Raw genomic sequence first — 11,930 nt, forward strand, 5'->3', positions numbered from 1 at the left:
CTCCGCGGCTACTCGGGCCGCGTCTCCTTGCGCGCGATGACCACCGCGCCGATGAGGGTGGCGAGGAGCACCAGCGAGGCGACCTCGAACGGGAGCAGGTAGCGGCCGAGGAACTCGTTGCCGATGGCCTCGGTCGAGGCGACCAGCTCCGGGGACTGGCGGAGCGGCCAGGGGGTCTTCACCGCGACGAAGGAGAGCACCGGCGCGGTGGCGAAGAAGAGCGCCAGGCCGCCGAACACCCCGAAGCTCTTGTTCGAGATGTTCACCTCCTCGATGCGGGCGGTGAGCATCACGGCGAAGAGCACGAGGACGAGGACGCCGCCCACGTAGACGAGCAGCTGCGCCACGGCGACGAAGTCGGCCGAGAGGAGCACGTAGAGCGCGCCGCCGCCGAGCAGGGCGATGAGGAGGCCGATGGCGCTGTGGAGCACGTTCTTGGAGAGCGCCACGCCGAACGCGCCGACGAAGGCGAGCCCGGAGAGCAGGTAGAAGGAGAGGTCGAAGGCGGTGAGCGGGCCCGCCACCACCTCCTGGCCGGTCGGGGACATCGGGACCACGATGCGGCTCGTCACCAGCACCACGAAGGCGACGAGGAAGGCGGCGGCGGCCGCCCAGGCGAGGACGCGGCGCAGGATCACGGCTTCACCTCCGGGGTGGTCGGGACCGGCGCCTCGGCGGCGGGCGCCGGGGACGGCGCGGCCGGGGCGGCCGGGGCGGCGGCCGGGGCCGCGGTCTCGGCGGCGGCCTTGAGGAGCTCGGCCGGCTTCGCCTCCGGGACGGGGGCGGCGGCGGCCGGCTTCGGCGCCGGGGCGGCGGGCGCCGCGGCGGCGCTGGGCTTGGCGACCGGGGCCGCCGGCGGCGGCGCCTTGGCCGCGGGCGGCTTCGGCGCCTCGGGCGGCAGGAACTCGGGGGGCGGGGCGTCCCAGCGCCGGGCCTCGATCTTGGCGCGCACCAGCGAGCCGAGCGGGGCGCGCGGGAAGTACTCGGCCCCCTTCGCCACCTTGTAGACCGGGAACGGCTTCAGCGGGTCGGCCCAGCGGAAGGTGAGGTTCCGCACCGACCGCTGGCTCGCCTCGAACTCGCGGGTGTGCTGGATGGCGCCGGTCGGGCAGGGCTCGACGCAGAGGCCGCAGAACATGCACTTGGCCTCGTCGATGTCGAACTGGGTGACCACGCGCTGCTTCGGGTTGGCCGCGTCCTTCTCGAGGTTGATCTGGATGCAGCCGATGGGGCAGGCGCGCTCGCAGGCCTGGCAGCCGGTGCAGATGTCGGCGTCCACCTCGAGGAACCCGCGGTAGCGCGGCGGCAGCGTGTCGCGCACCGGCAGCGGCGTCCGGTCGGGGTACTGGATGGTGGTGGGCCGCCGCAGCAGGTAGCTGAGCGTGATGGACATGCCGTGCCAGAAGGACTGGACGGTGTCCTTGATGTTGCCGAGGTAGGTGGCTGCGCTCTGGTTCATGGCGTCCTGGCTCACCAGTTGGAGAGGTCGATGCGGTCGCCCACCGCGGCGATGTTCCGGTGCGTCTGCCGGGCGAAGAGCACCGCCAGCACCACCGCGGCGGCGGTGAGCCCCAGCCCCATGGCGGTCTCGAGCGCCGGGACGGCGGCGACGGCGATCTGCCAGAGCAGGGTGAAGAGGAAGCAGGCGAAGGAGACGGGGACGAGGTACTTCCAGCAGAGCGACATCATCTGGTCCACGCGGATGCGCGGGAGCGTCCAGCGGATCCAGACGATGACGTTGACGAGGAAGATGGTCTTCACCGCGAAGATCGCCATCGAGGCGGCCTGGAGCCCCCACCACGCGAGCGGCGGGAAGCCGATGCCCTTGAGCTGGCCGTAGAGCTCGTTGGGGACGAACGGGATCTGCCAGCCGCCGAGGAAGATGGTGACCGCCATGGCGGCCATCACCCAGAGGTTGCCCCACTCCGCCAGGAAGAAGAGGGCGAAGCGGAATCCGGAGTACTCGGAGAGGTAGCCGGCCACGAGCTCCGACTCGGCCTCCGGGAGGTCGAACGGCGTGCGGTTCGCCTCGGCGAGCTGGCTCGTGAAGAAGATGAAGAAGGTGACGAAGGCGGCCGGGTTGCGGAACATGAACCACTGCCAGGGGAGGCCGCCCTGGGCGCGGATGATGCCCTGCATCGACAGGGTCCCCGCCATGAGCACCGGGATCATGATCGCGAGGCCGGCCGGGATCTCGTAGGAGACCACCTGCGCCGCGGAGCGCATGCCGCCGAAGAGCGCCCACTTCGAGTTGGACGACCAGCCCGAGAGCAGGATGCCCACCACCACCAGCGCGGTGATGCTGGTGATGTAGAAGAGGCCGACGTTCATGTCGGTGACGGCGATGCTCTCGCCGAAGGGCAGCACCACGAAGGTGAGGATGAAGCCGGCCATCACGAAGTAGGGCGCGGCGCGGAAGAGGATCCGGTCGGCGTCGGCCGGGACGAGGTCCTCCTTGAGGAGCAGCTTCACCGCGTCGGCGATCCAGACCAGGAAGCCGCCCACGCCGGCCCGGTTCGGGCCGATGCGGCTCTGGATGCGGCCGGCGACCCGGCGCTCCCACCAGGAGAGGATGCCGCTGAAGATGGCGGCGAAGTTGGCGAAGACGAAGGCCAGCACCACCAGGGCGACGGCGTAGACGGCGTCGCGCCAGGCCCAGGTGGCGGGGTCGTGGTGCAGCCGCTCGCGGATGAAGGCGTCGAGCAGGTCGGGCTGCAGCACCGGGACGATGAAGAGGATGAGGGCGAAGAGCCCGACGGGCAGGCCGACCGCGGCGGCGATCGACACGGCGGCCGCGAGGCGCGGGGTCTTGGCCCGGGCGGGCGCGGGGGTGGGCAGGGCGCTCATCGATCGATCTCCGGGGCCACGACGTCGAGCGAGGCGATGAGGGCCACGAGGTCCGCGACCATCAGGCCGGGGGAGAGGTCCTCGATGATCCCCATCGCGAGGAAGGAGCCGGTGCGGACGTGCACGCGCCAGGGCTTCTCGGTCCCGTCGGACACGACGTAGTAGCCCATCTCGCCGCGGGCCGACTCGACGCGCGAGAGCACCTCGCCCGCCTCCGGCTTCACCTTGCGCGGCACCTTGGCCATGATCTCGCCCTCGTTCTGCTCGAGCCACGCGAGCGCCTGCCGCACGATGCGGGCCGACTCGCGCATCTCGAGGACGCGGACGTAGTAGCGGTCGAAGGCGTCGCCGACGGTGCCGCGGAACCCCTTGCCGACCGGCACCTCGAACTGGAGCTCCGGGTAGGCGCCGTAGGGCGCGTCGCGGCGGCAGTCCCAGTCCACGCCCGAGCCGCGGAGGTTGGGGCCGACGAGGCCGTAGTTCCGGGCCTGCTCGCCGGTGATGACCGCCACGCCGGCGAGCCGCTTCACGTAGATCTCGTTGAAGCTGATGAGCCGGTCCCACTCGCCGAGCAGCTTGTCGAAGTGGTCGAGGAAGACCTTCACCTTGGCGGGCCAGCCGGCCGGGAGGTCGAAGGCCACGCCGCCGATGCGGTGGTAGTTGTAGGTGAGGCGGGCGCCGCAGAGCGCCTCGATGAGGTCGTTGATCGACTCGCGCTCGCGGATGCCGTGGACGAGCGGGGTGGTGGCCCCGATGTCGGTGGCCATGGTGCCCACCGAGACGAGGTGGCTCGCGATGCGGCAGAGCTCGCAGCTCACCGCCCGCAGGTACTGGGCGCGCTTCGGCACCTCGATCTTGAGGAGCTTCTCGACCGCGACGGCCCAGCCCTCGTTGGCGAACATGGCCGCCACGTAGTCGATGCGGTCGGTGTAGGGCATGAAGCCCGGGTAGCCGACCGACTCGGCGATCTTCTCGATGGAGCGGTGCAGGTAGCCGACGTCCGGCACGGCGCGGCGCAGCACCTCGCCGTCGGTCTCGACGAGGAAGTTGATGACGCCGTGCGTGGACGGGTGCTGCGGGCCGAAGTTGAGGATCATCTCCTCGGTCCCGCCCTGGTGCATCCGCCGCATGATGAGCTTTTCCATGGTCGCTCCTTAGGTCCCGGCGGGCGGCGTCTGCGGGGCAGGGGGAGTGGACGGGGCGGCCGGCGCGGCCGGAGCCGCCGCGGCGGGCGGGGGCGGCGGCGGGGGGTTGCGCTTCAGCTCCTCGGCGCGCGCGATCTCGTCGAGCCGGCGCAGCTCGACGAGCGGGTTCTCGCGGACGTTGGAGATGCCGTGGTAGCCGCCGTGCTCCTGCCAGTCCTTGCGGAGCGGGTGGCCCTCCCAGTCGTCGGGCAGCAGGACGCGGCGCAGGTCGGGGTGGCCCTCGAAGACCAGGCCGAGCAGGTCGTAGGCCTCCCGCTCCATCCAGTTGGCCGACTTCCAGATCGCCTCCACCGAGGGGACGCGCGGGTCCTCCCGGTTCGCCTCGACCTTGAGCACGATGCCGTGCTTCAGGCCGTAGGAGAACAGGTGGTAGACCACCTCGATGACGTTCCGCTTCGGGTAGTCCACGCCGCTCAGGTTCTCGAGGAAGTCGAGCGCGAGCGACGGCTCGTCGCGGAGGAAGCGCGCGATCTCCGGCAGCGCGTCGGCCCGGACCACGGCGAACGGGTCGATCTTGGGCTCCGAGAGCGGCCCGACGGCGTCGCCGAAGCGGGCCTTCAGCTTTTCGTGGATCTCGTTGGTCGTCATTCGGTCACCAGGGCGGCGAAAAGGGGCGCCGAGTGCGTGCTCATCCGCGCTCGATCGCCCCTGGTCGCGTGGCTCATGTCGGGTCGGTCGCTCAGGCGGGACGGCGCTTGGTGCTCCAGCGCTCGCGCATCACGAGCTCCTGCAGCTTGAGGAGGCCCTCGGTGAGCGCCTCCGGGCGCGGCGGGCAGCCGGGCACGTAGACGTCCACCGGGATCATCTTGTCGACGCCCTTGCAGACCGAGTACGCCGGCTGGAACAGGCCGCCGCAGTTGGCGCAGGAGCCCATGGAGATGACGTACTTGGGCTCGGCCATCTGGTCGTAGAGGAGCTTGCAGCGCTCGGCCATCTTGTACGTGAGCGTGCCCGCCACGATCATGAAGTCCGACTGGCGGGGCGAGGCGCGGAACACGGAGCCGAAGCGGTCGAGGTCGGCGCGCGGGCCGCCCGTCTGCATGAGCTCGATGCCGCAGCACGCCAGGCCGAAGAGCAGGTAGTGGAGCGAGTTGGCCCGCGCGAGGTTGATCAGCGTGTCGAGCTGGCTCGTGTGGGAGAGCATCACCTCGCCGCCGAACTGCGGGTCGCTGCGATCGACTGCCATGCCACTCCCTTCCTGTGTTCGCCGGGCTCGCCGCCCGGCTGGCCGTTGCTGCTCCCCTGCGGCGCTGCCTCCCCCAGGTCTCCGCCGGGCGCCCCTAGGCGGCCCGGCGCGGCCCGTCGTCGGGGCCGCTCGGCGAGCGGAGCGACGGGCGCTCGTCCGCCTCGAACTTCTTCACCCACTCGAGGTCCCCGTGGATCCAGACCCAGACCAGCCCGACGACCAGGATCACGGTGAAGAGCAGGAGCTCGGCGAACGCGATCCAGGCGGTCAGGCTGCTCTTGCCGACCCAGGCCTTGTAGACGGCGACCACCGGGAAGGTGAGCGCGATGTCCACCTCGAAGACCACGAAGACGAGGGCGATGAGGTAGAAACGCGGGTTGAAGTTGAACCACGCCTTGCCGATCGGGCGCTCGCCGCACTCGTAGGTGACGGACTTGTCCACGCCGGGGATGTCGGGCCGTACCAGGCGGCCGATCGTGAGGCCGCCAGCCGCGAACGCGATTGCCACCGCGGCAAAAGCAAGAATGGCGCCGAATTGGAAGCCCATTTGGGTACTCCCGGCGGGGTGGGGGGTAACGAAAGCGGCGGCAGTCTAGCTGAAAGTGAAAACGTGTCAAGCCCCGCTGGGGACCCTGATGGACGATGTAAGCGATTGACAAATCGAAGCGTGGAGGGCACTTAGGAACGGCTCTTTTCACGCGTGGGCCGGGTGACCGATGACACCTTTGCAGGTCTACTTTCCGCTGGCGCTGGTCCTAATCGTCTCCGCAATTCTGGCTTTTCTCCTGGTGGGGCTGACCAATGTCCTGGGCCCCCGCCGGCCGAGCGCCGTCAAATCCGGGGTGTTCGAGTGCGGCTCCGACCCGGTGGGTGACGCCCGGGGCGGGTTCGGCGTGAAGTTCTACGTCGTCGCCCTCCTCTTCATCGTCTTCGACATCGAGGCGGTCTTCGTCTACCCGTGGGCGGTGCTCTTGAAGGAGCTGGGCTGGGTCGGCTTCGCCGAGATGGCCCTGTTCGCCTTCACGCTGGTGATCGGGCTCGTGTACGTGTGGAAGAAGGGCGCCCTGGACTGGGAGTGAACGAATGGCCGAAACCGACACGCTGCCCGCGATCGCGACCCGCCGGGAGGAGGCCACCGGCTTCTTCCAGAAGCTGGTCTCGAAGGGGCTGGGCTGGGCCCGCAAGAACTCGCTGTACCAGTACCCGTTCGTCACCGCCTGCTGCGGCATCGAGTACATGAGCCTCGCGAGCGCGCGCTACGACATCGCCCGCTTCGGCGCCGAGGTGCCGCGCTTCTCGCCGCGCCAGGCCGACCTGCTCCTCGTCGTGGGCACCATCAACTGCAAGCAGGCGCCGATCCTCCAGCGCATCTACGAGCAGATGGCCGACCCGAAGTGGGTCATCGCCTACGGCGTCTGCGCCTCGTCGGGCGGCTTCTACGACAACTACGCCACGGTGCAGGGCATCGACCGGCTCATCCCGGTGGACGTCTACGTGCCGGGCTGCCCGCCCCGGCCGGAGCAGGTGCTCGACGGCCTGATGCTCCTCCAGAAGAAGATCCAGGACCAGGAACACAAGCTCATCGACCGCGCCTCGCCGAAGCTCGCGAGCGGCCGCTAGGGAAGGGGAAGGGCATGTCCAAGGCCGTCACCGCGGCGCTGAAGGAGAAGTTCCCGGACGCGGTAGAGGACGTTTACGAGGGCGTGGGCGGCGACGACTGCGCCTTCGTCAGGAAGGAGGCCGTGGCCGAGGTCTGCCGGTTCCTGCGGGACGACCCGGCGATGGCCTTCAACATGGCGCCGTACGTCACCGCGGTGGACTACCTCGGCCAGACCCCGCGGTTCGAGGTGGTCTACAACCTCGTCTCCACCACGCTCAACCACCGCGTCCGGCTCCGCGTGAAGGTCCCGGAGGCCGACCTCGCGGTGCCCACCGTCACGCACCTCTGGCGCGGCGCCGACTGGTTCGAGCGCTACTGCTTCGACATGTACGGGATCCGCTTCACCGGCCACCCCGACATGCGGCGCCTGCTCATGTACGACGAGTTCGTGGGCCACCCGCTCCGCAAGGACTACCCGCTCAAGGGACGCCAGCCGCTCACGAAGGAGCGGGAGTTCCAGGACCTCTACCGCGGCCCCGGCCCGGCCGGCCGCGACTAGCTCGAACGGCACCGTCAACAGCGCCGCGCACCGCGGCGAGGCGAGGAAACATGGCGCAAGAAGGGAAGGGGACGGGCGGTCTCGATCCGGCGGCGACGCCGGGGAGCTTCGGCGCCGGCGAGGCGCCGCGCGCCCTCGACGGCCGGCCGGAGGCGGCGTTCGGCGAGGTGGCGCCGCCGTTCTCGGCGGCCGAGATGGACGCCCCGCTCCACGCGAAGCGGATGATCGTCAACATGGGCCCGTCGCACCCGGCCATGCACGGCGTCACCCGCGCGGTGGTGGCGCTCGAGGGCGAGACCATCGCGGAGATGAAGCTCGACATCGGCTTCCTGCACCGCGGGTTCGAGAAGAGCTGCGAGAACGCCACCTGGACGCAGTGCTTCCCGTACACCGACCGCCTCAACTACATCTCGGCGATCATGAACAACACCGGGTTCGCGCTCGGGGTGGAGAAGCTCTGCCGCCTCGACGTCCCGGACCGCGCCAAGTACCTGCGGGTCATCGGCTCCGAGATCCACCGCATCTGCGACCACCTCACCCTCGTCTCCGCCATGGGGCTCGAGCTCGGCGCGATGACGGTGTTCCTCTACGGCATCGAGGCGCGCGACCTGCTCTGGGACCGGCTCACCGAGCTCTGCGGCGCCCGGCTCACCTCGAACTACTGCCGCGTCGGCGGGGTGGCGCGCGACGTGCCGGAGGGCTGGATCGAGAAGACGACGGCCTCGCTCGACCGCGTGAACGAGCTCGCCGGCGAGATCGGCGGCCTCCTCACCCGCAACCGCATCTTCCTCGACCGCACCCGCGGCACCGGCCGCGTCTCGCGCCAGGACGCCATCGACCTCGGCTTCACCGGCCCCTGCCTGCGCGCCGCCGGCGAGCCCTACGACATCCGCAAGGCCGCCCCCTACCTCGTCTACGACCGGCTCGACTTCGACATCCCGGTGGGCGAGCACGGCGACAACTTCGACCGCTACCTCGTCCGCATGGAGGAGATGCGGCAGTCGGACCGGATCGTGCGCCAGTGCTTCGCGCAGATGGAGCCGGGCGACATCGCGGTGAAGGACTTCCACTACGTCCTCCCGCCGAAGCCCCAGGTCTACGGGACCATCGAGGGGCTCATGGCCCACTTCAAGCTCGTCATGGAGGGCATCCAGGTGCCCGCCGGCGAGGCCTACAGCTACACCGAGGCGGCCAACGGCGAGCTCGGCTTCTACATCGTCTCCGACGGCGGGGGCCGGCCCTACAAGCTCGGCCTGCGCGCGCCGGGGTGGCCGATGCTGGCGGCGCTCCCGTACATGGTGAGGGGCTCGCTCCTCGCCGATCTCATCCCGACCTTCGACAGCATCAACATGATCGGCGGCGAGGTGGAGCAGTAGCCGCCCGCCACGGACCAGGAGCCGACCGGACATGGCCGAAGAGAACAAGCCCGCAGCGCCGCCGCCCCCCGCCGCCGCCGCGCCCAAGCCGCCCCCGGGCCCGCCCGCGCCGCCGCCGCCCAAGCACCCGGGCATGGTGACGCTCACCATCGACGGCCAGGAGGTGGTGGTGAAGCCGGGGACCAACGTCATCGAGGCCGCGAAGCACGTCGGCGTCGAGATCCCCTACTACTGCTACCACAAGCGGCTCTCCATCGCGGCCAACTGCCGCATGTGCCTCGTGGAGATGTCGAACGCGCCGCTCGGGAAGCTCATGCCGGCCTGCCAGGTGCCGGTGGCCGAGGGCGTCACCGTCAAGACCGACACGCCGCGCGTGAAGGACCAGCAGCGCGCCACGCTCGAGTTCCTGCTCCTCAACCACCCGGTCGACTGCGCCATCTGCGACCAGGCCGGCGAGTGCAAGCTGCAGGACTACTACCAGAAGTACGACACCCAGCCCTCCCGCCTCGACATCCCCAAGGTGCAGAAGGAGAAGCGGGTGGCGCTCGGGCCCACCGTCACGCTCGACCAGGAGCGCTGCATCCTCTGCACCCGCTGCGTCCGCTTCATGCGCGAGGTGGCGAAGAAGCCGCAGCTCGGCGTGGCCCAGCGCGGCAACGAGAGCTTCATCACCGCGTTCCCCGGCCAGCCGCTCGACTCGCCCTACGCCGGCAACGTGGTGGACATCTGCCCGGTGGGCGCGCTCACCAGCAGCGACTTCCGCTTCCGCGGCCGCGTCTGGTTCATGAGCGCGGCCCGGAGCGTCTGCACCGGCTGCGCGCGCGGCTGCAACACCTTCCTCGACTACCTGAACGGGACGGTCTACCGGTACCGCCCGCGCGAGAACGACGCCGTGAACCAGGAGTGGATGTGCGACCAGGGTCGCCGCTCCTACAAGTTCATGAACGCCCCGCGCGTCCTCGCGGCGCGCGAGGGGCGCGGGCCCGCGGGGCGCGAGGCGCCGCGCGCCGAGGCGGTGAAGGCCGCGGCCGCCGCGCTCCGGCCGCTCGCGGGCCAGCCCGGGCTCGCCGCGCTGCTCTCTCCGCTCGCCTCCCTCGAGGATCTCCTCGCGGCGGCGCTGGTGGCCAGGGAGGCGCTCGGCCTCGCCGAGGTGTACGTCGGCGGCCGGCCGGACGGCTGGCAGGACGACTTCCTGAAGCGCGCCGACGAGAACCCCAACCGCAAGGGGCTCGAGCTCGCCGCGGCCGCCTTCGGCCTCGCGGTGAGGCCGTTCTCCGAGCTCCTCGCCGCCATCGAGGCCGGGCGCGTGAAGGCGGTCTGGGCCGCCGGCGCGAAGGTCCCGGTGGACGACGCGCGCGCCGCCGCCGCCTTCGGAAGGCTCGAGCTCTTCGTGTGCCAGGCGGTGAACGCGTCGGACCTGACCGCCCAGGCCACCCACCTGCTCCCGGCGGCGCCGCCCTCGGAGGCGGACGGCACCTTCGTGAACTTCGAGGGGCGGGCGCAGCGGTTCGAGCTCGCCTTCTGGCCGCGCGGCGAGGCGCGCCCGCACTGGGCGCTCTGTGGCGAGCTGCTCGCCGCCCTCGGCGCCTCGCGGCGCTGGAGCGACGCCCGCGCCGTCTTCGAGGACCTCTCGAAGCGGCTGCCGGCAGGGGCGCTCGGCGAGTTCCGCTGGGACAGCCTGCCGGCGGTGGGCAAGCGGCGCGGGCTCCAGCCCCTCGCGGCCGGGACGGTGGACGGCCGGCTCGCGGGCTACCGCGACCGGGTGCCGTGGGACGTGAGCGAAGACGCGCGGCGGTCGCTGGCCAAGACGCGGTAGCGGGGACGGAGGAGCGCCTTGACTCGATTCTTCGGAATGTTGGTGGTGGTGGCCGCGATCCTCGTCGGCCTCTTCTGCGCCTCCTGGGTCTTCTACCTGGTGGGCGGGCTCGGCGCGAAGGCGGCCGTGGCGCTGGGCGGCCCGCCCGAGTACGGCGTGGCGGTGGCGAACCTCGTCACGCTGATGCTGGTCGGCCTCATGATCGGCGCCGCGCTCCTCACCATCGGCGAGCGCAAGTGGTCGGCGATGATGCAGGACCGCATCGGCCCGAACCGCATCAAGGTGTTCGGGATGTCGCTCGGCGGCATCCCCTTCCTCCTCGCCGACGCGCTCAAGATGCTGACGAAGGAGAACACCGAGCCGGGGCAGCGCAGCCGCTTCCTCTTCGAGCTCGCGCCGGCCATCGCCTTCATGCCGGCCTTCGCGCTCTTCGCGGTGGTGCCGGTCGGGCCCGAGGCGAACGTCCTCGGCTACCGGGTGAGCCTGCAGGTGGCGAGCCTCGACGCCGGGCTCCTCTACATCTTCGGCATCGCCTCGCTGGCGGTGTACGGCACCGCGCTCGCCGGCTGGGCCTCCAACAACAAGCTGGCCCTCCTCGGCGGGGTCCGGGCCTCGAGCCAGATGATCGGCTACGAGGTCTCGCTCGGCCTCTCGCTGGTGGGCGCCATGATGGCCTACCAGTCGCTCCGGCTCGAGGACATGGTGGTCGGCCAGGGGCAGCTGCTCTGGAACTTCCTCCCGGCGCTCGGCGTCTTCCTGAACCCGGTGGGCATGCTGGTCTTCTTCGCGAGCGCCTTCGCCGAGACCAAGCGCGCGCCGTTCGACCTGCCCGAGGGCGAGAGCGAGATCGTCGGCTACTTCGTCGAGTACCCGGGCATGAAGTTCGGCATGATGATGCTCTCCGAGTTCATCGAGATCGTGGTGCTGGCGGCGGTGGTCTCGACCATCTTCCTCGGCGGGTGGCACCCCATCCTGTTCGAGGGCTGGCTCAAGGAGCACCTCGCGCCGGTGCCGTTCGCCGCCCTCTGCGCGGCCACGCTGCTCCTCAAGACCCTGGTGCTCTGCTGGATCCAGCTCGCCGTCCGCTGGACCCTGCCGCGCTTCCGCTACGACCAGATCCAGCAGCTCTGCTGGAAGATGCTCCTGCCGACCGCGCTCGCGAACGTGTTCATCACCGCGGCCTGCGTCCTCTTCGACCCCACGCTGCACCTGCTCGCGGCCGTCGGCATCGTCGAGATCATCGCCCTCGCCATCCTGACCTTCGTCGGGACCGGCGCCACCGCCCCCGCCCCCGAGCGCGAGGCGGCCCACGCCGCCGCCCACGCCCACCCGGGACACTGA

At 70.6% G+C, this 11,930-nt stretch carries 13 protein-coding genes; 6 read left to right on the plus strand and 7 right to left on the minus strand.

What is annotated here, in order from left to right; translation table 11 throughout:
* Positions 1 to 8 precede the first annotated feature (8 nt).
* From AMPC_RS00685 to AMPC_RS00715, 7 genes are all read right to left on the minus strand, one after another.
* Complete coding sequence (locus AMPC_RS00685; protein WP_248343599.1) at positions 9 to 638, minus strand: NADH-quinone oxidoreductase subunit J family protein; 630 nt, start codon at positions 636 to 638, stop codon at positions 9 to 11.
* Complete coding sequence (locus AMPC_RS00690; protein ID WP_248343600.1) at positions 635 to 1,459, minus strand: NuoI/complex I 23 kDa subunit family protein; 825 nt, start codon at positions 1,457 to 1,459, stop codon at positions 635 to 637. Before AMPC_RS00690 ends, AMPC_RS00685 begins: the two co-directional genes overlap by 4 nt.
* An 11-nt stretch (positions 1,460 to 1,470) precedes the next feature.
* The gene (gene nuoH / locus AMPC_RS00695) at positions 1,471 to 2,847 is read right to left on the minus strand and encodes an NADH-quinone oxidoreductase subunit NuoH (RefSeq protein WP_248343601.1); all 1,377 of its coding nucleotides are present in this window, start codon (positions 2,845 to 2,847) and stop codon (positions 1,471 to 1,473) included.
* Entirely contained in the window at positions 2,844 to 3,992 is a 1,149-nt protein-coding gene (locus AMPC_RS00700; RefSeq protein WP_248343602.1) for an NADH-quinone oxidoreductase subunit D, read from the minus strand. Before AMPC_RS00700 ends, nuoH begins: the two co-directional genes overlap by 4 nt.
* A gap of 9 nt (positions 3,993 to 4,001) precedes the next feature.
* The gene (locus tag AMPC_RS00705) at positions 4,002 to 4,640 is read right to left on the minus strand and encodes an NADH-quinone oxidoreductase subunit C (RefSeq protein ID WP_248343603.1); all 639 of its coding nucleotides are present in this window, start codon (positions 4,638 to 4,640) and stop codon (positions 4,002 to 4,004) included.
* 91 nt (positions 4,641 to 4,731) lie between these two features.
* The gene (nuoB, locus tag AMPC_RS00710; RefSeq protein WP_248343604.1) at positions 4,732 to 5,238 is read right to left on the minus strand and encodes an NADH-quinone oxidoreductase subunit NuoB; all 507 of its coding nucleotides are present in this window, start codon (positions 5,236 to 5,238) and stop codon (positions 4,732 to 4,734) included.
* Between the two features lie 94 nt (positions 5,239 to 5,332).
* Positions 5,333 to 5,746, minus strand: a complete 414-nt coding sequence (locus AMPC_RS00715) for an NADH-quinone oxidoreductase subunit A (RefSeq protein WP_248343605.1) — start codon at positions 5,744 to 5,746, stop codon at positions 5,333 to 5,335.
* Positions 5,747 to 5,954: 208 nt separating this feature from the next.
* Here AMPC_RS00715 and AMPC_RS00720 point away from each other — a divergent pair, with 208 nt between their 5' ends.
* From AMPC_RS00720 to AMPC_RS00745, 6 genes are all read left to right on the plus strand, one after another.
* On the plus strand, positions 5,955 to 6,317 hold the full coding sequence (locus AMPC_RS00720; protein WP_248343606.1) for an NADH-quinone oxidoreductase subunit A: 363 nt from the start codon (positions 5,955 to 5,957) through the stop codon (positions 6,315 to 6,317).
* A 4-nt stretch (positions 6,318 to 6,321) separates the two neighbouring features.
* On the plus strand, positions 6,322 to 6,858 hold the full coding sequence (locus AMPC_RS00725) for an NADH-quinone oxidoreductase subunit B (protein ID WP_248343607.1): 537 nt from the start codon (positions 6,322 to 6,324) through the stop codon (positions 6,856 to 6,858).
* Between the two features lie 14 nt (positions 6,859 to 6,872).
* Positions 6,873 to 7,397 (plus strand): NADH-quinone oxidoreductase subunit C, encoded by a 525-nt coding sequence (locus AMPC_RS00730; protein ID WP_248343608.1) that lies wholly within the window; start codon positions 6,873 to 6,875, stop codon positions 7,395 to 7,397.
* Between the two features lie 194 nt (positions 7,398 to 7,591).
* Entirely contained in the window at positions 7,592 to 8,773 is a 1,182-nt protein-coding gene (gene nuoD / locus AMPC_RS00735; protein WP_404800660.1) for an NADH dehydrogenase (quinone) subunit D, read from the plus strand.
* Between the two features lie 31 nt (positions 8,774 to 8,804).
* Positions 8,805 to 10,589 carry a 2Fe-2S iron-sulfur cluster-binding protein gene (locus AMPC_RS00740; RefSeq protein WP_248343610.1) on the plus strand — a complete coding sequence of 595 codons (1,785 nt, stop codon included), beginning with the start codon at positions 8,805 to 8,807 and terminating at the stop codon, positions 10,587 to 10,589.
* Between the two features lie 18 nt (positions 10,590 to 10,607).
* Positions 10,608 to 11,930, plus strand: a complete 1,323-nt coding sequence (locus AMPC_RS00745; protein WP_248343611.1) for a complex I subunit 1/NuoH family protein — start codon at positions 10,608 to 10,610, stop codon at positions 11,928 to 11,930.

It is taken from the genome of Anaeromyxobacter paludicola (assembly GCF_023169965.1).
In the GTDB taxonomy this organism is placed as follows: Bacteria; Myxococcota; Myxococcia; order Myxococcales; family Anaeromyxobacteraceae; genus Anaeromyxobacter_B; species Anaeromyxobacter_B paludicola.

Excerpts from the sequence above, each read along its gene's own strand:
- nuoD (WP_404800660.1), top strand. The coding sequence starts at position 7,592 with ATGGACGCCCCGCTCCACGCGAAGCGGATGATCGTCAACATGGGCCCG.
- nuoB (WP_248343604.1), bottom strand. The coding sequence starts at position 5,238 with ATGGCAGTCGATCGCAGCGACCCGCAGTTCGGCGGCGAGGTGATGCTC.
- AMPC_RS00725 (WP_248343607.1), top strand. The coding sequence starts at position 6,322 with ATGGCCGAAACCGACACGCTGCCCGCGATCGCGACCCGCCGGGAGGAG.
- nuoH (WP_248343601.1), bottom strand. The coding sequence starts at position 2,847 with ATGAGCGCCCTGCCCACCCCCGCGCCCGCCCGGGCCAAGACCCCGCGC.
- AMPC_RS00730 (WP_248343608.1), top strand. The coding sequence starts at position 6,873 with ATGTCCAAGGCCGTCACCGCGGCGCTGAAGGAGAAGTTCCCGGACGCG.
- AMPC_RS00705 (WP_248343603.1), bottom strand. The coding sequence starts at position 4,640 with ATGACGACCAACGAGATCCACGAAAAGCTGAAGGCCCGCTTCGGCGAC.
- AMPC_RS00720 (WP_248343606.1), top strand. The coding sequence starts at position 5,955 with ATGACACCTTTGCAGGTCTACTTTCCGCTGGCGCTGGTCCTAATCGTC.
- AMPC_RS00740 (WP_248343610.1), top strand. The coding sequence starts at position 8,805 with ATGGCCGAAGAGAACAAGCCCGCAGCGCCGCCGCCCCCCGCCGCCGCC.
- AMPC_RS00700 (WP_248343602.1), bottom strand. The coding sequence starts at position 3,992 with ATGGAAAAGCTCATCATGCGGCGGATGCACCAGGGCGGGACCGAGGAG.
- AMPC_RS00690 (WP_248343600.1), bottom strand. The coding sequence starts at position 1,459 with ATGAACCAGAGCGCAGCCACCTACCTCGGCAACATCAAGGACACCGTC.